The sequence below is a fragment of the Hymenobacter sp. GOD-10R genome, from assembly GCF_035609205.1.
Classification (GTDB): Bacteria; Bacteroidota; Bacteroidia; order Cytophagales; family Hymenobacteraceae; genus Hymenobacter.
The window spans coordinates 557,146-580,108 of sequence record NZ_CP141184.1 but is presented as its reverse complement, the minus strand read 5'-3'; the positions used below and the strand labels follow the sequence as shown (position 1 = coordinate 580,108).

The following is a 22,963-nucleotide window of genomic DNA, read 5'->3' as shown; positions in this document are numbered from 1 at the left end:
TCCCACCCAAACCTCCTAGCTCTCCTGCCATGCGCCCATCTTTCGCTTTTAGCTTGCTGTTCCTAGGTCTGGCGAGTGCCGCCAGTGCGCAGAAGGTCGCGCCGCCGCGCGACTACCCGATTCAGCCGGTCGCCTTTACGCAGGTGCACGTGCACGACCAATTTTGGGCGCCCAAGATGCAGACCAACGCCGACGTGACCATTCCGCACACCATGCAGCAGTGCCGGCAAGATGGTCACCTCGACAACTTCCGGCGGGCGGCGGGTGAACTACCCGGCGACAAGCTCACGCAGTTCCCCTTCGACGACACCGACGTGTACAAGGTGATTGAAGGAGCCTCCTACGCCATGCAGGTGAAGAAAAATCCGCGCATGGAGACGTACGTCGATTCGCTGATTACGCTGATTGGCAAGGCGCAGGAACCGGATGGCTACCTCTATACCTTCCGCACAGTGAAAGCTGCCAAACCCCACGAGTGGATCGGGACGAAGCGCTGGGAGAAAGAAGAAGACCTTAGCCACGAGCTGTACAATGCGGGGCACCTGTACGAGGCCGCGGTGGCGCATTACCAGGCTACTGGCAAACGAACCCTGCTCGACATTGCCCTGAAAAACGCCGATTTGCTGGTACACGACTTCGGCCCTGGCAAAGTGGAAGTGTATCCTGGCCACCAAGTGGTCGAAATTGGGCTGGCCAAGCTCTACCGCGTCACCGGCAAGCAGCAGTACCTCGACCTAGCGAAGTTTTTCCTGGACGTACGCGGCCCCAAGGGCAACGATTACAACCAGGCCGCCAAGCGCGTGGTCGACCAAGATGCCGCCGTGGGCCACGCCGTGCGGGCCACCTACATGTACTCGGCCATGGCCGACGTGGCCGCCCTCACCGGCGACCCTAGCTACCTGAAAGCCATCGACGCCATTTGGGAGGACGTGGTGAACCATAAGCTCTACATCACGGGCGGCATCGGCGCGACCGGCAACGGTGAGGCGTTCGGGAAGCCTTTTGAGCTGCCCAATATGTCGGCTTACGCCGAAACATGCGCGTCCATTGCCAATGTGTACTGGAACAACCGCATGTTTTTGCTGCACGGCGACGCCAAGTACATCGATGTGCTGGAGCGCACTTTGTACAATGGTTTGATTGCGGGCGTGTCATTGAGCGGCGACCATTTCTTCTACCCTAATCCGCTGGCTTCCATGGGTCAGCACCAGCGCGGGTCGTGGTTTGCGTGCGCCTGCTGCATTTCCAACATGACGCGCTTTATGGCCTCGGTGCCGGGCTACGTGTACGCCCAAAACGCGGATAACCTGTACGTGAACCTGTTCATGACCAGCACCAGCGACGTGCAGCTGCCCTCGGGCAAGGTCAACATCGAGCAGAAAACCAACTACCCTTGGGACGGCCAGATCGACCTAGCCGTGAATCCGCAGAAGCGCCAGGATTTCGCCTTGCGCGTGCGCATTCCGGGTTGGGCCCAACAGCAACCCACGCCCGGCAACCTGTACAAGTTTGTGGACGCGGCGCCCCAGCCCATTACTTTGAGCATCAACGGCAAGCCGATGCAGTACACCCTTGACCACGGCTACGCGGTGCTGAAGCGGCGCTGGCAGAAAGGCGACCATGTGACCCTAGCTTTGCCAATGACGACCGAAAAGGTGGTGGCCAGCGCTCAGGTGAAAGACGACCAAGGCAAGTTTGCCCTACAGCGCGGACCAGTGGTGTACTGCCTCGAAGGCCCCGACAACACCAACGGCTTGGTGCAGAACATCATCGTGGATCAGAAGGCGCCAGTGGAAGTCGCCTACCAGGACAACCTGCTCAACGGCATCAACCTGCTGACGGCCGCGGGCAGCAGCTCGCGCCGCCAGCTCAACTCCGACCAGCTCCTGACCAGCCCACAAACGGTAAAAGCCATTCCGTACTACGCCTGGGCCAACCGCGGCCCCAGCGACATGACGGTGTGGGTGCCCTACGAAGCCTCGGCCGCTCGGCCCATGCCGGCGCCTACCATTGCCTCGCGCAGCAAAGCTAGCTCGTCGCTGAAAAACGCCAGAACCTTAAAGGCCCTCGCCGACCAGTACGACCCCATCGACTCCAAGGACGCCAACTACCCCTACCTGCACTGGTGGCCCAAGAAAAACACCACTGAGTTTGTGCAATACGACTTTGCCGAGCCCGCCACCGTGTCTGAGTCGAAGGTATATTGGTTTGATGACGGTCCGTGGGGCGGCTGCCGCATTCCGGCCAGCTACAAGGTTTATTACCAGAAAGATGGGCAGTGGGTGCCGGTGAAAAACACTACGCCTTATGCCATTGCGAAGGACAAATACAACACCGTGCAGTTTGAGCCAGTGCGCACCACCGCCCTCAAACTGGAAGTCCAACTTCCCGCCGACAACGCCACCGGCATTCACGAATGGATGGTGAAGTAGGCTAGTTGACGACCGAAGACCCAAATACTAGACCGTCATGCTGCGCTGATCGAAGCATCTCTCCCGCAGTGGTATTCTAAGCCCCTCTCTTTTGGAGAGGGGTTGGGGTGAGGTTCAACGAAGCGGTAGAGATGCTTCGACCGGCTCAGCATGACGACCAAGAGCGGCAACGCTTACAGAGGTAGTCGGCCGTGAATTTTGATTAAAAGCTAGGTTCTAAAAGACACATCACATTTCTCTGCTTATGGCCTTCTCTACGCTTGCCCGTGCAGCCTACCTGCTGACCTTGACTCTAAGTGTGCTACACACCGAGCCTAGCTCGGCTCAAGGCGGGCAGCTAGCCGACTATCAGCGGAGCAATGCGTTGCACAAGCAGCTTTACCGTACAGCGTACCACATTCCAACGCAAGTCAGTTGGCAGCCCGATAGCAAGGCGGTGTACTACGCCATGTACACGCCAAAAGGCCAAGAGTTCTGGCAAGCGGCCCAGGGCAGCACCGCGCCCCAGCCCGCCTTCGAACCTAGCCCTTTGGCCTCAAAGCTCAGTGCGGCCCTGAAGCAGCCCGTGACGCCTTACCAATTACCGCTCAGCAACGTGCGCTTCACTACCACGTCAGCCGGCTTGTTGGTGAACTTCACCGCCGGTCCGGCCGAGTGGGAATACGCCCCGGCCACCACTATGCTGCGCCAAACGCGTAAGCTGCCGGAAGCTAGGTATTGGAACCAGCGCGACGACCACGATGAAGCGGGCAAGCTGGTGTACTCGCCTGATAGCGTGTGGGTGGCGTTTGTAAAAGACTACAACGTGTACCTGCGTTCGGTGAAGACGAAGGAGGAAACGCCGCTCAGCTTCGACGGCTCGGCGGGCGATTATTACTCCAGCGAGTTGCAGTGGGCGCCCGATTCGAAGAAGCTGGTGGGCGTGCGCATTCGGCGCAACACGCCGCACACCTTGTACCTAGTGCGCTCCTCGCCGACTGATCAGCTGCAACCCAAGCTTGAAACCCGCCCCTACCTCAAGCCCGGCGATGCGTTGCCCCTGCACCAACCTAGCTTGTTTCTGGTGGCCGAGAAAAAGCAGATGCAGTTGCCGCTCACGCTGTTTGCGCAGCAGTACAACATCTCGCGCCCAACCTGGCGCAAGGATAGCCACGCCTTCACTTTTGAGTACAACGAACGCGGGCACCAACTGTACCGCGTACTAGAAGCCGACGCTACCACCGGCCAAGTGCGGACGCTGATTGAGGAACGCAGCCCCACGTTCATCTCCTACAGCGGCAAGCTGTTCCGCCACGACGTAGCCGACGGCAAGGAAATCATCTGGATGTCGGAGCGCGACGGTTGGAACCACCTCTACCGCTACGACGGGCGCATGGGCAAGGTCAAGAACCAGATAACCAAAGGGCCGTGGGTGGTGCGCCAAGTGGTGCACGTGGATGAGGCCAAGCGCACCATTCTGTTTGCCGCCAGCGGCCGTGACGCCGGCCAGGACCCGTACCTGTTGCACTACTATAGCATAGACTTCGACGGCAAGCACCTTACGGACCTTACCCCCGAAAACGCCAACCACGCCGCCACGTTTTCGCCTGATTACCAGCGTTTCGTAGATGTGTACTCGCGTGTGGATTTGCCTTCCGTAACGGTGCTGCGCGATGCCGCTAACGGTAAGGTGTTGCAAACCTTAGAGCGCGCCGACCTGAGTGCTTGGCAGCAAGCACATTGGCAAACGCCCGAAGTGTTCAGCGCCAAGGGCCGCGACGGCAAAACTGACATCTGGGGCATCATCGTGCGGCCCACCAACTTCGATCCGGCGCGCAAGTACCCAGTGATTGAGAACATCTACGCCGGGCCGCACGACTCGTTTGTGCCGAAGTCGTTCATGAACAACAACCTAGGCATGCACGAACTGGCGGAGCTAGGTTTCGTGGTGGTGCAAATCGACGGCATGGGCACCTCTAACCGCTCCAAGGCCTTCCACGATGTATGCTGGAAAAACCTGAAAGACGCCGGCTTCCCCGACCGTATCAAGTGGCTGGAGGCGGCCGCCCAGCGCTACCCCGCCCTCGACCTGACGCGGGTGGGCATCTACGGCACATCGGCGGGCGGACAGAGCGCGGCGGGCGCGCTGCTGTTTCACCCGGAGTTCTACAAAGTGGGCGTGGCCTCGTGCGGCTGCCACGACAACCGCATGGACAAGATGTGGTGGAACGAGCAGTGGATGGGCTACCCCATCGGGCCGCAGTACGCCGAGTGCTCCAACGTGACCCACGCCGACCAGCTCCGCGGCCGCCTGCTGCTCCTGGTGGGCGAAATGGACGACAACGTGGACCCCTCCTCTACCTACCAGTTTGCCGATGCTCTCATCAAAGCCAACAAAGACTTCGAGCTGGTGATGTTGCCCAACCTAGGCCACACCACCGGCGGCGAGTTTGGCGAACGGAAGCGCCGTGACTTTTTCGTGCGCCACCTGCTCCACCAATCCCCGCCCGAGTGGAGCGAGTTGCCTACGCCGTAACGTTAGCTTAGCAGAACGGTGTAGCGCGAAGCTCCCGCTTCGCGCTACGTTGAACAACTGGCACCTAGGTCGTTCAACGTTTGACGTTCAACGGTACGCGAAGCGGGAGCTTCGCGCTACGACGTTCTGGCCTGCCCCCGAACCACTCAGCAAGCGTCTCTTCAACTTACAATTCTGCCTCCCACCCCGCTACTACACCATGAACCAGTTCCTGAAACGCTCCTACCTTGTACCTGCACTGCTCGGCTTACTGAGCACCAGCACGTTGGCCCAAACATACCTGCCCACGCCCGGCGATAAACGGATGAAGGTGCAGCCGAAAGTACCCGTGAAAGCCTACGCCTTCGACCTAGCGCAGGTGAAACTACTCGACGGGCCGTTCAAGCAAGCGGAGCAGGCCGACGTGACGTACCTGCTGAAGATCGAGCCCGACCGGCTGCTGGCTGATTTTCGGGAGCATAGTGGGTTGACGGCCAAGGGCAAGCGCTACGGCGGCTGGGAGTCGTCGGAGTTGGCGGGGCACACGCTGGGGCACTACTTGTCGGCATGCGCGCTGGGCTACGCTTCTACCGGTAAGCCAGAATTTAAGCAGCGAGTCGACTACATCGTGGCGCAGCTGGATGAGTGCCAGAAGGCGCGTAAAACGGGGTACGTAGGGGCTATTCCTAACGAGGACAAACTGTGGGCGGAGGTAGCCAGCGGTACCATTCGCTCCCGCGGCTTCGACCTAAATGGAGCCTGGTCACCGTGGTACACCGTGCACAAGATCATGGCTGGCTTGCTCGACGCTTATCTGTATTGCGATAACAAAACGGCCCTCACCGTCAACCAAGGCCTAGCCGACTGGACTGGCAACACCATCAAAGGCCTCGACGAAGCCAAGATGCAAGAAATGATGGTGTGCGAGTACGGCGGCATGGCTGAAACGCTCGCCAACACCTACGCGCTGAGCGGCGACAAAAAATACCTCGACCTTTCGTACCGCTTCTACGACAAGAAAGTCCTCGACCCACTGGCCGCCCGCACCGACATCTTGCCCGGCAAGCACTCCAACACCCAGATTCCGAAGGCCATTGCCAGCGCCCGCCGCTACGAACTGACCGGCGATCAGAAGGACGCTGCCATTGCCGACTTCTTCTGGAAAACGGTGACCGACAACCACTCCTACGCCACCGGTGGCAACAGCAACTACGAGTACCTAGGGGAGCCGCGCAAGCTCAATGACAAGCTCAGCGAGAACACCACCGAGACCTGCAACACCTACAACATGCTGAAGCTCACCCAGCATTTGTTTGCTCAGCAGCCTTCGGCCAAGCTGATGGATTACTACGAGAAAGGCCTGTACAACCATATCCTGGCCTCGCAGAACCACGCCACCGGCATGACGACCTACTTCGTGCCCCTGCGCATGGGTGGCCGCAAAACCTACAGCGACGAGTTCAACACCTTCACCTGCTGCGTGGGCTCGGGCATGGAAAACCACGTGAAGTATGCCGAGAACATCTACTTCCAGGGAGCCGACGGCAGCGTGTACGTCAACTTGTTCATCCCGTCGGAGCTAGCTTGGAAGGAGAAAGGCCTGACGCTGCGCCAGGAAAGTCAGCTGCCGGCCAAAGACCAAGTGACGTTTACCCTCGCTGCCACCAAGCCGCGCGCCTTTAAGCTGCGCCTACGTCAGCCCAAGTGGACTAAGAACCCGCAGGTGCGCGTAAATGGCAAAGTAGTAGCCGTAGCACCCGATGCCGAAGGCTACCTCGTACTCGACCGCAAGTGGAGAAACCAGGACCGCGTGGAGCTGACCTTGCCCGCCGACTTCTACACCGAAGCCCTACCCGACAACCCCGACCGCCGCGCCATGTTCTATGGCCCCACGCTGCTAGCCGGAGTGCTCGGCAACACTGAACCCGAGCCCATAACCGGCGTGCCCGTGCTCGTAACGGCCAACAACAACCCCAATCAGTGGGTGAAAGCCACCGATGCCGCGCAGCTCCGCTTCCAAACCGCCGGCCTAGGTACACCTCATGATGTGCCGCTGATGCCGTTCAACCAAACCGGCGACGAGTACTACACGGTGTACTGGGACGTGTTTACGCCCGACAAGTGGGCCACCCAGCAGCGCGTGTATGAAGCCGCCCGCAAGCAGCAGCAAGAGCTAGAAGCCCGCACCGTGGATGTGCTGCGCGTGGGCGAGATGCAGCCCGAGCGGGACCACCTGTTCACCATCACCGAGAAAGCCGAAACCGGCGAGGAGCACGGCCGCAAGTGGCGCATGGTCAACGAAGGTGGCAACATGGCCTTCACCCTGAAAGTCTCCCCCAACACGCCTAACACGTTGATGCTTACCTACTGGGGCATGGATAACCGCGGCCGCGTGTTCGATGTGTTGGTTGATGGCGAAAAGATTGCCACCGAAGACCTCAACAAGTACAAGGAAAGCCGCTTCTACGATGTCTCCTACGCTATTCCGCCCGCCCTCACCAAAGGCAAACAGCAGGTAAAAGTGACTTTCCAAGCCAAACAAAACAACAGCGCCGGCCCCGTGTACGGCATTCGCAACGTGCGGCAGTAATTGTGCCCTGGGTGTAGAGACACATACTTGTGTCTCGTCGTTGAACGGCTTACCAAGTACGACCCGATCTAAATAATATCAGCAACAACGAGACACAAGTATGTGTCTCTACCCCAACAACCTAGCTTCTAAGTACTAAAATCTCTCTATGTCCCTAAAAAAGGCTTTTCTGCTGCTGGCTTGCGCCGGAATACTGGGCAAGGCTGCCGCCCAAACGACCGCCCCGCTCACCTTTACGCGGACTGATACGCTACGCGGCGCCCTCACGCCCTTGCGCACCTGCTACGACCTCCACTACTACCACTTGGATGTGAAGCTGGATCCGGCCCGCAAGTTCATTAGCGGCTCCAACCTGTTTCGCTTTACGGCCACGGAAGATTTCACCCGGCTTCAGTTCGATTTGTTCGCGAACCTAGCTGTTGACAAGGTGCTGTATAAAGGCAAGTCGGTGCCGTTTACCCGCGAAGCCAACGCGGTGTTCGTCACCTTTCCGCAGCCGATTCGGAAAGGCACGCAGGATGAGTTTACGGTGCAGTACTCTGGCAACCCCACCGAAGCCAAGCGGGCGCCTTGGGATGGTGGCCTCGTGTTCAGCCAGGATAAGCAAGGCAAGCCGTGGGTCGTTTCGGCCTGCCAGGGCATTGGGGCAAGCATTTGGTGGCCCACCAAAGACCACCAAGCCGACGAAGTTGACAGCATGCTGATCAGTGTGACGGTGCCTCAGGGCCTGAAAGATGTATCGAACGGGCGGCTGCGCAAAACTACGAAGCTGAAAGGCGGTGATACCCGCTTCGATTGGTTTGTGGCTAATCCAATCAACAACTACTGCGTGGCTCTGAACGTGGGCGACTACCAGCACTTCGGCGACACCTACCAGGGCGAAAACGGCAAGCTCACGCTCGATTACTGGGTGTTGCCCGAGAACCTAGCCAAGGCCAAGCAGCAGTTCACCGCTAATGTGAAGCCCATGCTCAAGTCGATGGAGCATTGGTTTGGGCCGTACCCCTTCTACAAGGATGGCTATAAACTAGTGGAGGCGCCGCACCTCGGTATGGAGCACCAGAGCGCTGTGGCCTATGGCAATAGCTTCGGGAACGGCTACCGGGGCCGTGACTTGTCGGGTACGGGCTGGGGCAATAAGTGGGACTTCATTATCATCCACGAAAGCGGACACGAGTGGTTTGGCAACAACATCACCTCTAAGGACCTAGCTGATATGTGGGTGCACGAAAGCTTCACCAACTACTCGGAAAGCCTGTTTGTGGAAAACCAGTTTGGTAAGCAAGCCGGCCAAGAGTACGTGCACGGCACCCGCCTCGGCATCGTCAACGATGGGCCGATTGTGGGCGTGTTCAACCTGAACAACAAAGGCTCGGGGGATATGTACCCCAAGGGCGGCAACCTGCTAAACATGACGCGCACCATCATCAACGACGACGAGAAATGGCGCCAGATCCTGCGCGGCCTCAACAAAACGTTCTACCACCAAACTGTCAACGGCACGCAGGTCGTTGACTATATCAGCCAGCAGAGCGGACAGGATTTCACCAAAATCTATGATCAGTACCTGCGCCACACCACCATCCCGACGCTCGAAGTGCGCTTCGAGAAAGGGGAAGCCCTAGGTCGGTGGGTGGCCGACGTGCCTGGGTTTGCCATGCCGGTGAGGGTGCGCCAGAAGGGTGGCGAGTACCGCTTCGTTACGCCGACTACCGCTTTCAAACCCTTAGGAATTGCCGGGCTCACGAAAGACAATTTGGAGGTCGACACCTTTAACTATTACATCGGCGTGCTGATCGACTGAAGCTAGGTACGCAGGGAAGAAGCCCGGACGCATAGTTCGGGCTCTAAAACAACGTGTTGGGGTACAGCGCTTCCTTTTTCCTGGCGCAACTGCATAAACAAGCGCACGGCGGCTTCCCCCATCTGTTCGCACCGCTGATCGACGGACGTCAGCATGGGCTTGGTCAGGGAGGTGAACATTTCGTTGCTGAAGCCAGCCAAGGCGACATCCTGCGGCACTCGCAAGCCGTGTTCTTCCAGCACTTGCAGTGCTCCGGCCACGGCGGCGTCGCTGGAGGAGAAAATAGCGTCGGGGCGCTCCGGCAAGTGCAAGAGTTGCTTTGCGGCCTGCCGGCCGGTTTCCACCGTCATAGTGTCGCAGTACACAATCAGCTCTTCCGACGTGGGCAAGCCGTGTTTTTGCAGCGCATCGAGGTATCCTTGCCGGCGGTGCTTGTAGATACCTAGGTGCTGCGGGCCGGCGAAGTGCCCGATGTGCCGGCAGCCTTGCCCAATGAGGTGTTCGGTGGAGAGGAAGCCTCCAGCGTAATCGTTGAGCAGTACCGCATTAACCTCCGTGCCCAACAGAATCCGGTCGAAGAACACCAGCGGGATACCGCGCTGCTGCACCTTCTCGAAGTGCGCGAAATCGTGGGTCGTGCGCGACAATGACACCAGAATGCCTTCAACCTGCGCACTGAGCAGCGTTTCGATGTTCTGCCGCTCGTGCACCACGTCCTCGTTCGATTGGCAGATCACAACGTTGAAACCGGCCTGACTGGCTGCCAGTTCGATGCCCCTGATAACGATGGCAAAAAAGCGCCCGTCGATGTAGGGCACGATGACGCCCAGCAGCTTGCTTTTGCCCTTGCGCAATCCGGCTGCTAGGTGATTCGGCTGATAGTTCATCTGCCGAGCTAGCTCCTGCACCCGTTGCTTCGTGGCCGCGCTGATGCGCGGGTCATTGTTCAGCGCCCGCGAAACGCCAGACACGGATAACCCTAGTTGCTTAGCCAAGTCAGTTATGGAAGTCGGCTTCGTCTCTTTGCTCAAGATCAGATTGGTTGTATTGGTTATAGGAGAAGGCACCGCAACATCTCCCTAAGTAAACCTAAGGAATAATCAGCTAGGCTGGTATCAGTGACCAGAACCTACCATAGTAATAGGACCTAAGTGCGACTAAACTAAACCATCTCCATAACGTCAAAGCTACCAACTGTTTACTATGCCGAATAAACATGTCTTGTGCTAACACAAACGTTTGCTAATTTTTTTGCTCAATCGTTTGCGCAATGTGTTATTATCTGATATGTTTGTACAAGACCTCGATAGCCGACCATTGAGTTTTAATCTATCGGCTTCTGCTCTCGTCGCACCTGCCTTACGCGCACCCTGCACCTTCTAGCAGGCACCCACCTCAACCCCATTTCTCTCTTGCATTCATGAGCAAGCTCGTTCTTACAACCCTAGCCCTAGGCCTAACGACTGCCGCGCTGGCCCAGAACACGGATTATCCCATCCAGGCGGTGTCATTCACGAAAGTCAAGCTGACGGACAACTTCTGGCTGCCGCGCCTCAAGACCAACACCGACGTGACCATCCCGGCGTCGTTTCAGCGCTGCGAGGCCACTAATCGGGTGAAGAACTTCGAAATGGCAGCGGCCAAGCAGGGCAAGTTCGCCACCACCTTCCCCTTCGACGACACCGATATCTACAAGACCATTGAGGGCGCATCGTACTCTATGAGCTTGTACCCGGATGAGAAGCTAGGAGAATACGTAGATGCCCTAATTACCAAAGTAGCCGCTGCGCAAGAGCCTGATGGTTACCTCTATACAGCCCGCACCATCGATCCGGCGCACCCGCACCCGTGGGCCGGCAAGGAGCGCTGGGAGAGAGAGCGTGAGCTAAGCCACGAGTTGTATAATTCGGGCCACCTCTACGAAGCAGCGATGGCTCATTATCAGGCTACTGGCAAGAAAAACCTACTCAACATTGCCCTCAAGAATGCGGATTTAGTCTGCTCCGTATTCGGTCCCGGCAAGCGCAGCGTAGCCCCCGGCCACGAGATTGTGGAAATGGGCCTCGTGAAGCTCTACCGCGTGACTGGTAAACCCGAGTACTTGAGCACCGCCAAGTTTTTCCTGGAAGCGAGAGGGCAGTATAAAGGCTACGACCCTAAGAGCAAGGACGTATGGAAAAACGGCTCCTACTGGCAAGATGATAAGTCGGTGTACGACCAGCGCGAGGCCATTGGTCACGCCGTGCGCGCCGAATACCTCTACTCCGCCATGGCGGATGTAGCTGCCCTCACCGGCGACAAACGGATGCTAGCTTCGGTAGACAGCATCTGGAACAACATGGTAACTAAGAAGTTCTACGTAACGGGCGGCACCGGTGCCGTGCCCGGTGGCGAACGGTTTGGGGGAAACTACGAACTCCCCAACAATACTGCCTACAACGAGACGTGCGCCTCGGTGGCGGATATCTACTGGAACCAACGCATGTTCCAATTGCACGGCGACGCGAAGTACGCCGACATTATGGAGAAGGTGCTCTATAATGGGCTGCTTTCCGGCGTGGGGTTAGATGGCAAGTCCTTCTTCTACTCCAACGCCATGCAGATCAAAAACAGCTTCAGCTTTGCCCAGACCGAGCCGGCGCGCGCGGGCTGGTTTGAGTGCTCGTGCTGCCCGACTAACCTAGCCCGGTTGTTCCCTTCTTTGCCCGGCTACGTGTACGCCCAAAAAGGTAACGATGTGTACGTCAACCTGTTTGTGAGCGGTAGCACCGACTTGCTTGTCAATAAGAAGAAGGTACAGCTCACCCAGCAGAACAACTACCCCTGGGACGGAGGCCTGAAGTTCACGGTAAATCCCGCTGCTACTTCCGACTTCAACCTGCTGGTGCGCATCCCAGGCTGGGCGCGCAACGAGGCCATGCCGTCGGATTTGTACGCGTTTGCGGCACCTTCGCAGGAGAAAGTAAGCATCAAGATCAACGGCAAACCTGTGACTTACACGGTGCAGAAGGGCTATGCGGTGCTGGCAAAGAAGTGGCGTAAGAACGACGTGGTGGAAGTAACACTCCCCATGGAAGTGCGCCAAGTAGTGGCTAATGCGAAAGTAAAAGACGACCTAGATAAGGTAGCCTTGCAGCGCGGACCCGTTATCTATTGCGCTGAGTGGAAGGACAATGCCGGTAAAACCAGCAACCTCATCGTGCCCACTACTACCTCTTTCGCCGCTGCCTACAAGCCTGACGTGCTGAATGGCGTGATGGAGCTAACCGCTACTGTGCCCACCGTGAAAGTGGATGCCGCTGCCAACACCATCAGCACCGTGCAGCAAACCATGACGGCCATCCCCTATTATGCCTGGGCTAACCGCGGCAAGGGTGAAATGACGGTGTGGTTTCCCCAGCGCGTGACCGACGTTGACATCATCAGTCAGCCCATCACCGAAGCAGTAGTCAACAAATAAGGACCCTTTCTGAGTAGCTAGGCACTGTGCTGTTATAGCAGTGCCTAGCACCTAGTCTCTGCCTTGTTGCGCCTCCTTTCTGAAGCTTCTCAACTGCACAATCGATTGTGTAAAACAGAAAGCTCTTAGTGCCTTGCCTCTTATCCTTTTCCCTCACCTAATACTCCGCGTATGAAAATTCCCTTACCTCACGCTAATAGCTTCGTGTTGGCTGCTTCTCTCTGTGGGATGTCGGTGACAATGCCTAACGAAAGCTTGGCGGCGGCTCGCCTGATCAAGCCTATCTTCCAAGCGGACGGCCCTGTGAAGGGTCGGGTAATTGACAACCAAGGTGCGGCGTTACCTGGCGTGAACGTGGTAGTGAAAGGCACGACTAATGGCACCCAGACTGATGCGGAGGGTAACTACTCGCTTTCGGCCCCTGCTAACGCCGTGTTGGTATTCAGCTTTGTGGGCTCCGCGGCCCAAGAGGTAATTATTGGCGGCCGGTCCGTTATCAACGTGACGCTGCAACCCGATGCCAAGGCCCTCGGCGACGTGGTGGTGGTGGGTTACGGCACCCAGCGTCGCGCCGACCTGACCAGTTCGGTAGCAAGCGTGAAGGAGGAAAGTTTTATCAAAGGAGCTACCAAGGATGCAGGCCAGTTGCTGCAAGGCAAAGTGGCAGGCCTCACGGTGAGCACGCCCAGCGGCGACCCTACCGCTAACAGCCAAATAGTATTACGTGGTACGACCACGCTAAACTCTAGTACGCAGCCGCTGATCTTGATTGATGGCATTCCAGGCACTCTGAATACCGTAGCACCCGAGGACATCGAAAGCATTGATGTGCTGAAAGATGGCTCGGCTGCTGCTATTTACGGCACGCGTGGCACGAATGGCGTTATCCTCATCACCACGCGCCGACCCAAAGGCAACATCACGCCTACGATCGAATATAGTGGCTACGTGAGTACCCAGCGCATTGCACGCCGCCCCGAGATGCTGACGGCTAGTGAGTACCGGCAAAAACTAGCTGAGGGCGTAGCCTTCACTGACCAAGGTGCCAGCACCGATTGGATTAAGGAGATCAGCCAGAACCCATTGATCCACGTGCACAACGTTACCTTCAAAGGAGGCAACGGACAGACGAATTATTTGCTTAACGGCAATTACCGCTACTTCGAGGGGGTTTTTCAAAAAACAGACAACCGTACCTTCACAGGTCGGGCCGATGTTAATCACGCCATGTTTGATGGGCGGGTGAAGATCAACCTAGGTATTCTGAATAGCAACAACCGTTATACTTCAACAGTTGATGGCGGATTTTATGGCATTCCGGATGGTGGCAACTTTGGCGAGGGCCGTGCATTTAATGGCTACACGTATCGGCAGGCCATTATTCGAAATCCTACAGCTCCGGTTTACAATCCTGACGGAACCTACGCCCAGCAACTTTCACTGTTCAACTACGAAAATCCACTTTCACGCCTCTACGAATCGGATGGCCTGAATACGTACCAGAACACCCGTTTGAACGGAAGCATCGTTTGGGAACCAGTCGACAATTTGCAGTTGAAAGCCCTAGCTTCCAATACGCGCTACAACCAAGTGCGGGGATACTCTGAAACCAAGCAGCATCCGTCTACGCTACGCGACGGCTTAAACGGCTATGCATCTCGCGGCACCACTCAGGTAGTAGAAAGATTAGCCGAGTTGACGGCGACTTACAACCGCAGCTTTGGCGAACATCGTTTTTCGGTGTTAGGCGGCTACAGCTACCAGCAGAATACGTCGGAGAATTACTACTTGTCGAACTCAGACTTCCCTACTGACTTATTCACCTACAACAATGTGGGCCTCGGCAACGCGCTACGTCTTGGACGCGCATCGATGTACAGCGACAAAGGTCAGTGGAACCTAGTAGGCTTCTTCGGCCGTGTGACCTACAACTACAAGGAAAAATACTTGCTGTTGGCTAGCCTCCGGCGCGAAGCCTCGTCTCGCTTCTTAGGCGCTAAGCAGCCCTGGGGCTCTTTTCCGGCAGTTTCAGTCGGCTGGCGTATCAAGGGCGAAAATTTCATGCAGGACCTAGCCTTTCTGGATGATTTGAAACTCCGGGCGGGTTACGGCGTGACGGGCACAGCGCCCGGCCGGTCGTTCTTAGGAGTGGCACGTCAAGCTTATGGACAGCCATTTTTATCTAATGGCAGTTGGATTCAAACCCTAACTCCTTCAAGTAATCCCAACCCCTATTTGCGTTGGGAGGAAAAGCGTGAAGCAAACGTGGGTTTGGATTACTCCTTTTTCAAAGGCCGGATTAATGGTACAGTGGACTACTACATCCGACGTACTAATGGTTTGCTGTACGACTATGAAGTTCCTTCGCCGCCTAACCTGTTCAGAACGACCACTGCGAACGTTGGTTCTTTGGAGAATAGAGGCCTCGAGGTGCTACTCAATTTAGTACCGGTACAGACAAAAAGCTTTGTCTGGAACTCGAGCTTCAACTTTTCTACGAACCAGAACAAACTTATTTCCCTCGCCAATGAGGTGTACAAGTTGACTAATAACTTCTTCAACACCGGCTACACAGGCGAACCAATTCAGACCTACACACACCGAGTAGAAGTAGGCAAACCCCTAGGTCAATTCTATGGCTACAAAGTAGTGGACGTGACGGATGATGGACAATGGATCTATCAAACCAAATCAGGCGAGCGGCTACCGTATGATCAGTTTACCCACAGCGAAGATGACAAACAGATCTTGGGCAATGGGCTGCCTAAGTATTATGCCGGTTGGAATAACAACTTTCAATACAAGCGTCTCGACCTAGGTGTGACAATGCGTGGAGCTTTCAGCTACCAGATTCTGAACTTTCAACGCATGTACTACGAGAACACCGGTATAACGCAGTACAACCAGCTACGCTCCACCTACGACAAGGTGTTCGACAAGGCAGTGCTGAGCACCAAGATGCCACTCGAGTATAACAGCTACTACATCGAGGATGGCGACTTCTGGAAGATCGACAACATCACCTTAGGATACAATTTCAAACCAAATTTAGTGAAGCACATCAAAAACCTGCGGGTGTATGCTTCTACGCTGAACACCTTCACCATTACGGGCTACAAAGGAATTGATCCAGAAGTGAACCGTATTGGTCTAGCACCAGGAGATGATGACCGCGACAAATTTCCCACAGTGCGCACCTTCACACTCGGCGTCAACCTAACCCTGTAACTCAGAAAACAATGAAAAGCACTACTAATTTTCTGCGTGTTGGTGTACTGGCAGCAGCAATGATGGGTTTCGATGCCTGTACTAAGCTTGATGACGAAAGCTATAATGAGATTGTCTCTGACCAATTTGTACCTACTGTGGCTGATGTGCCTGCACTAGCGGGGGCAGCCTACATCAATTGGCGCCCTTTGTATCTAGAGTTCAACGGGGTATATCGTATCAACGAAACTTCTACCGACGAAACAGTAACCCCAGGACGCCCGAATGGGTGGGTCGATGATGGCTCTTACCGCCGCTTACACGAGCATAAGTGGACGGCCTTGGACGCTACGCCACGTGACGCCTGGACCCAAGCTTTCGCGGGTGTCACAAACTGCAATAGACTTCTATTCCAGATAGAGTCCGGGCAATTGCCAGTTCCGACGGGCAAAGAGCAGCTTATGGCGGAAATACGAGTGTTGCGCGCCTCTTATTATTACATCCTCTGTGACTTGTTCGGTAACGTACCTATTGTAGACCGTTTCAATGTGCCGGAGGGCTTTTTGCCGGAGCAAAACACCCGTGCACAGGTTTATAATTTTATTGTCAAAGAAATTACAGAAGCGCTACCACTCCTAAGCGATGCGGCCGATGCCGGTACCTATGGTCGCTTCAACAACAAATGGGCGGCCCAAGCGCTGTTGGCTAAGATGTACCTCAACGCTCAGGTATATGCTGGACAGGCTGAATGGGTGAAATGCATTTCCGCCTGTGACGCTGTTATCAACTCAGGTAAGTTTTCGTTGGAAATCATTCAGGCCAATGTCTTCAAAACGCAGAACGAAGGCTCTAGGGAAATCATCTTCGCCATTCCGTTTGACGAGACATATGCGCCAGGGTTCCGAATTCATATGCAGACGCTGCAGCCTCAGAATCAGCAGACTTATAATGCCCAGGGTAGTATGTGGGGCGGTGGTATCTGCGCGATTCCGCAATTCATCAACACTTATGATCCCGATGATACCCGCTTGAAGCAAAACTGGATACAAGGGCAACAGTACTCTTCATCAGGTGCGCCACTAGTGGGTGTATTCGGCGCTACTACTAGTAAGCCACTCATTTTTACCAATACGTTGCCGAGCGTGGAGCTAGGAGCCGAAACAGATGGTTTCCGGGTTGGCAAATTTGAAATTAAACAAGGCGTACGCATTGACCTCAGCAACGACTTCCCGTTGTTCCGCTACGCCGATATCCTGATGATGAAAGCTGAATCAATGCTACGCCTAGGTCAATCAGGACCAGCCGCGGCCTTGGTAACGCAAGTACGCCAGCGCAGCTTCGTTAATAACCCCTCGAAAGCTACCGTAACGGGCGCCGACCTTATGAAGGGTAGCACCTACCAATACGGCCCAGCGCGCAACAATGTAATAAGCCCGGTAGAAGGCGGCGCCGACATTCAGTACGGCCGGTTCTTAGATGAGCTAGGTTGGGAGTTCACCGCCGAAGGTCACCGCCGCCAGGACATGATTCGCTTCGGAGTGTACACCAAGAAGTCGTGGCTCTCGCACGTGCCCAATGGTGACTACCGCACGCTCATGCCCATTCCGCAGAACGTGTTGAACACCAACGCGAACCTAAAACAGAACCCCGGCTACTAACCTAGGTCTAGGCAGGTGCCTCATCCCTGGCCCCCTCTGAAGCTATTCTCAACTCCCAACGGACGCTACCAAGTGTGCTGCACAAGCTTTTAACGGCTTGAACATCTTGTAAAGAGACGTGGCTGTTGCAGAAGTCTCGGTTGTGAATCCGAAGAATAGATTGAGCGCTAGGCAGCACCTCATGAGGCTGTCTAGCGCCACTCTTCTGAGCGAATAGCGGCACAGGTATATTGTTTTCAACCTAGTAGGGTTTTGCAACAATCACGGACTCTTAGGAAGTGTCTGACACCCGGATGCTAACGCAGTTGAACACACTAGTCGCCTTGCCTTTATCTAGTTTAGAGATTACACAAAGTCAAGTCATCGTAGATGAGTCCCTTCAACAACCCCTTATCATTCAAGGGCATACGCATGAAAACAAGCATTACGCTTTTCATTCTATTTCTGTTTACATCGGCAGTTTTGGTCTGCCGTGCACAAAATCCGATTATCCAAACCAAGTTCACGGCTGACCCGGCACCTATGGTTTATAGAGACACCGTGTTTCTCTATACGGGTCATGATGAGGACGATGCAACCGGGTTCAAGATGTTTAACTGGCTGCTCTACACCTCCACGGATATGGTGAACTGGACCGACCACGGGCCTGTCGCTTCTACAAACAGTTTTAGTTGGTCGCCAAAAAATGGAGCGTGGGCCCCGCAGTGCATCGAACGCAATGGGAAGTTCTATATGTATTGCCCTATCCATGTCAAAGGGATTGGGGTACTGGTTTCGGATAGCCCTTACGGCCCCTTCACTGATCCATTAGGCAAGCCTTTGATTCAGAATAGCAACGATGATATTGACCCGACCGTCTACATTGACGACGACGGGCAAGCTTACCTCTACTGGGGCAATCCGAATCTGTATTATGTCAAGCTGAATAAGGACATGATTTCGTATTCAGGCCCTATCGTTAAATCTTCGACTAAACCGGCCAATTACCAGGAAGGGCCGTGGTTTTACAAACGAAAGGACAAGTATTACATGGCCTATGCTTCGACCTGCTGTCCAGAGGGCATTGGCTATTCGATGAGTGATAGTCCTACGGGGCCCTGGAATTACACTGGAACGCTGATGGATAGAGACCCTAGGTCCAACGGCAATCATCCGGGTATTATCGACTACAAGGGCAACTCGTACCTATTTGGCTTCAACTATGCCATTTCCAAAGCGCAATCGGCGACGCATACGGAGCGGCGCTCGGTTTGTCTGGCGAAGCTCACTTATAACAGTGATGGCACCATCCAGCAACTGCCTTTTTGGTCAGAAGCCGGCGTAGACCGCATCGCAGTCTTGAACCCATATAAGCGCAACGAGGCAGAAACCATTGCCGGAAGCCAAGGCCTGAAAACCAGCAAAGGCCCTACGGGCATGTACGTAACGAACATAGACAGCGGTGATTATATCAAGGTGAAGGGCGTTGATTTTGAACAGGGAGCTAAGGAGTTTATGGCCGCTGTTGCTAGCACGTCCGTCAAGCCTGTCATCGAGCTGCACCTGGACAGCCCGACGGGTACTTTGCTAGGGTCTTTGAACGGTAAGCCAACCGGAGGGCTTGGAAATTGGGTGGTTCAGTCCTGCAAAGTCAGCCGGCAGAAGGGAGTACACGATGTCTACTTTGTCTTCAAAGGCACCGGTAGCAACCTATTCAGATTTGACTGGTGGCAATTCAACCAATGAAGAATGTGGGGGCTTTTCGCCGTTCAATAGGCACTTCCTGCGCATCGCTGCTTGCGCTACCGTTTGTCTAGTGAGCCAGCTAGCTATAAGTCGCTGAATTTCGCTGAAGAACGAGCCCGGCAAGCGAGGAGCAACGCTGAGGACAGTAGCCACTTAGTACAACCAAACACTTATCACCAACAGTTGCCGTTTTCTCTGCTATGCGTGTTTGGCGCCCTCTTTCTGCTGTTACGCTCCTACTGCTTGCACTGTGGCACTTAGCTGGGTGTCAGCAGGAGCAGCGAGCAGTGGTGAATAAGAACGCGCTGTTCCAACTGGTGCCGGCCGAACAAAGCCACGTCACGTTCCGCAACGACCTCCAGGAGGACGAGCTGACCAACGTGCTGGTGTACGAATACACCTACAACGGCGGCGGCGTAGCCCTCGGCGACGTGAACAACGATGGGCTAGACGACATCTATTTCACCGCCAACAAAGGCAGCAACAAGCTGTACCTGAACAAAGGCAATCTGCGCTTCGAGGATGCCACCGACGCCGCGGGCGTCGCCCTGCCGAAAGGCTGGAAGACCGGCGTCACGATGGTCGACCTCAATGCAGATGGCCTCCTCGATTTCTACGTGTGCCGCTCGGGCGACTTGCCGGGTAAGCTCCGCCAAAATCAGTTGTTTCTCAACCTAGGTCCGGATAAGCAAGGGGTGCCGCATTTCCGCGAGCAAGCCGCGGCCTGCGGGCTAGCCGACTCCGCTTATAGCACGCAGGCGGTCTTCTTCGATTACGACAAAGATCAGGACCTCGACATGCTGCTGCTGAACCACAGTCCGCGCCGATTTGAGAACCTGGATGAGTTTTACATCAAGCAGCTCATGCGCACGCCCGATGCGCTGACGGGGCTGAAGCTGTACCGCAACGAAGGCAGCCAGCAGGGCTTGCCGCAGTTTCGGGAAGTGGCCACAGCGGCGGGCTTGCTGAACACGCGGTTGTCCTTTGCGCTCGGCGCCTCCGTGGCTGACCTCAACAACGACGGCTGGCCCGACATCTACCTGTCGAGTGACTACTTAGCCCCTGACTACCTCTATATCAATAACCACGACGGCACTTTCACCGATCAACTGGGTAACCAGATGGGCCACACGTCGCTCTCCTCGATGGGCAACGACGCGGCCGACCTCAACAACGACGGCTACGCCGATGTGTGCACCCTCGATATGCTGCCCGAAGACAACCGGCGGCAAAAGCTGCTCTTCGCCAGCGACAATTATGAGCTGTTTCGCATACGCGACGAGGCGGGCCTGCACAAGCAGTACATGCGCAACATGCTGCACCTCAACAACGGCAACGGCACCTTCAGCGAAATCGGGCAGCTAGCCGGCATCTCGAATACCGATTGGAGCTGGGCCCCGCTGCTGGCCGATTACGACAACGATGGTTGGAAGGACCTGTTCATCACCAACGGTTTCCTGCACGACTATACCAACCTAGACTTCTTGAAGTACATGGGCGATTTCCTGCATGACCGCCAAGGCGACGTGCAGCGCAAAAACCTGCTAGACTTGGTGCGCAAGATGCCTTCCTCCAACGTAGTGGGCTACGCATTTCGCAACACAGGCAACGCAACATTCACCAACGTTAGCGCCGATTGGGGCATCACGGAGCCCGCCAACAGCAACGGCGCCGCCTACGCCGACCTCGACAACGACGGCGACCTAGATGTGGTAGTCAATAACCTCAACGGAGAGGCGTTTCTCTATCGCAACATCGCGGAGAAGCGACTTAAAAACCGTGGCCTCTCCGTGCGGTTGGAAGGCCTAGGTGCCAACCGTCTGGGTATCGGGGCGAAGGTGATGCTGTATGGCAATGCCCTGACCCAGACCCAGGAACAGCTAGTTGGGCGTGGTTACGAGTCGAGCGTGTCGCCGGTACTGCACTTTGGCCTAGGTCAGCAGCGCCAAGCCGATTCGGTGCGCGTGGTGTGGCCGAGTGGCCGGGAGCAGGTGGTGCGCGCTGTACCGGCCGGCAAGCTGCTGGTGTTGCGCGAAGCGGAGGCGCAGAAGCAAATGGCACCAGCCCCGACCAAAGCTAGCTTGCCAGTGTTTGCGGCAGTGCCTGCTCCAATCACAGCAGTAGCGGAGGAGAATAACGTCAACGACTTCAAGCGTCAACCGCTGCTGATCAACAGCTTGTCATACAACGGTCCGTGCTTAGTGCAGGCCGATGTGAACGGCGATGGTCGGCAGGATATGTTCATGGGTGGCGCTTCAGGGCACGCCAGCCGGCTTTTTGTGCAGCAAGCCGCGGGGCGATTTGCGGAGTTGCCGCAGCCTGCTTTGGAAGCTGATTACCTACAGGAAGATACCGACGCCGCTTTCCTAGATGCAGACCGCGACGGCGACCTAGACCTCTACGTGGCTAGTGGCGGCTACGACAACTTCCTGCCCGGCGACGCGCTCCTGCAAGATCGGCTGTACCTCAACGATGGGCGCGGCAACTTCAGCAAAAGCTCCGCGGGCAGCCTGCCCGTCATGCCCACCAGCACCGCCTGCGTGCGAGTAGCCGACGTGAACGGCGACGGCGCCCCCGACCTTTTCGTAGGAGGCCGCGTGACACCCGGCCGCTACCCCGAACCGCCCACCAGCTACCTACTGCTCAACGACGGCCACGGCCGCTTCCGCGACCAAACCGCAAACCTAGCCCCCACACTCCGGCAGCTAGGTATGATAACTGACGCCGCTTGGGTAGACATGAACCAAGACCAACGCCCCGACCTAGTGACGGTAGGCGAATGGCTGCCCGTGCAAGTATGGATAAATCAGAGCGGCCGGCTTGCTGACCAAACCGCTACTTACCTGCCCGGCAAACTGTCGGGCTGGTGGAACAAGCTGCTAGTAACCGACCTGAACAAGGACAACAAACCGGACCTGGTAATCGGCAACATGGGCCTGAACACCCAGTGCCGGGCCAACGCCAAGCAACCAGCGGAGCTGCACTACAAAGACTTCGACGATAACGGCGCCGTTGACCCGATTTTGTGCATGTATTTGCAAGGCCAAAGCTACCCCTTCGTGTCGCGCGATGAGCTGCTAGACCAGCTCAGCATGACGCGCAGCCGCTTCCCCAACTACAAAAGCTACGCCGACGCCCAGCTCACCGATATCTTTAAACCAGATGAGCTGAAAGGTGCCAACGTACTGCGCGCCAACCACCTGCCAACCACCTGCCTGCTAAGCACCCCCCAAGCTAGGTATCGGCTAGCTTCTCTCCCACCCGAAGCCCAATACACCCCCATCTTCGCCCTCACTACCCTCGACTACAACCACGACGGCAACCCCGACTTACTGCTTGGCGGCAACGCTACCCACTGTCGCATCCGCTTCGGCAACAACGACGCGGGCTACGGCCTGCTGTTGCACGGCGACGGCCGGGGCGGTTTCACCACGGTACCGCAACGGCAATCAGGGCTGCGGGTGCAAGGCGACGTACGCAGCTTTGCCCAGCTCGGCAACGTGCTGCTCGTGGGGCGCAACAACCAGGCCTTGCAGGCTTACGCCTTGCAGAGCCCGCAGCACACCCCATGACCTTTCGTACTTAGCTCCTGC

The 22,963-nt window shown here is 56.2% G+C and carries 10 protein-coding genes; 9 read left to right on the top strand and 1 reads right to left on the bottom strand.

The features are described 5' to 3' along the window. Positions 1 to 29: 29 nt before the first annotated feature. The 4 genes from SD425_RS02415 to SD425_RS02400 all read left to right on the top strand — a co-directional run bounded on the left by SD425_RS02415 (position 30) and on the right by SD425_RS02400 (position 9,320). On the top strand, positions 30 to 2,432 hold the full coding sequence (locus SD425_RS02415) for a glycoside hydrolase family 127 protein (protein WP_324675044.1): 2,403 nt from the start codon (positions 30 to 32) through the stop codon (positions 2,430 to 2,432). Between the two features lie 244 nt (positions 2,433 to 2,676). Continuing rightward, complete coding sequence (locus SD425_RS02410) at positions 2,677 to 4,947, top strand: S9 family peptidase (RefSeq protein WP_324675043.1); 2,271 nt, start codon at positions 2,677 to 2,679, stop codon at positions 4,945 to 4,947. Between the two features lie 49 nt (positions 4,948 to 4,996). Next, a complete protein-coding gene (locus tag SD425_RS02405) occupies positions 4,997 to 7,516 on the top strand; it encodes a beta-L-arabinofuranosidase domain-containing protein (protein ID WP_324675042.1) in 2,520 nt (839 codons plus the stop codon). Positions 7,517 to 7,664: 148 nt separating this feature from the next. Then, on the top strand, positions 7,665 to 9,320 hold the full coding sequence (locus SD425_RS02400) for a M1 family metallopeptidase (RefSeq protein ID WP_324675041.1): 1,656 nt from the start codon (positions 7,665 to 7,667) through the stop codon (positions 9,318 to 9,320). A 2-nt stretch (positions 9,321 to 9,322) separates the two neighbouring features. Here SD425_RS02400 and SD425_RS02395 read toward each other — a convergent pair whose 3' ends face one another. After that, a complete protein-coding gene (locus tag SD425_RS02395) occupies positions 9,323 to 10,315 on the bottom strand; it encodes a LacI family DNA-binding transcriptional regulator (protein ID WP_324675040.1) in 993 nt (330 codons plus the stop codon). Between the two features lie 425 nt (positions 10,316 to 10,740). Here SD425_RS02395 and SD425_RS02390 point away from each other — a divergent pair, with 425 nt between their 5' ends. From SD425_RS02390 to SD425_RS02370, 5 genes are all read left to right on the top strand, one after another. Continuing rightward, positions 10,741 to 12,780 (top strand): glycoside hydrolase family 127 protein, encoded by a 2,040-nt coding sequence (locus SD425_RS02390; protein WP_324675036.1) that lies wholly within the window; start codon positions 10,741 to 10,743, stop codon positions 12,778 to 12,780. Positions 12,781 to 12,951: 171 nt separating this feature from the next. After that, positions 12,952 to 16,008 (top strand): TonB-dependent receptor, encoded by a 3,057-nt coding sequence (locus tag SD425_RS02385; RefSeq protein WP_324675034.1) that lies wholly within the window; start codon positions 12,952 to 12,954, stop codon positions 16,006 to 16,008. Positions 16,009 to 16,019: 11 nt separating this feature from the next. Next, positions 16,020 to 17,645: a RagB/SusD family nutrient uptake outer membrane protein gene (locus SD425_RS02380; protein ID WP_324675032.1), complete on the top strand. Its 1,626-nt coding sequence runs from the start codon at positions 16,020 to 16,022 to the stop codon at positions 17,643 to 17,645. Positions 17,646 to 18,167: 522 nt separating this feature from the next. Next, positions 18,168 to 19,370, top strand: a complete 1,203-nt coding sequence (locus SD425_RS02375) for a glycoside hydrolase family 43 protein (RefSeq protein WP_324675030.1) — start codon at positions 18,168 to 18,170, stop codon at positions 19,368 to 19,370. A gap of 200 nt (positions 19,371 to 19,570) precedes the next feature. Then, positions 19,571 to 22,942: a VCBS repeat-containing protein gene (locus SD425_RS02370; protein WP_324675028.1), complete on the top strand. Its 3,372-nt coding sequence runs from the start codon at positions 19,571 to 19,573 to the stop codon at positions 22,940 to 22,942. Positions 22,943 to 22,963: the final 21 nt, after the last annotated feature.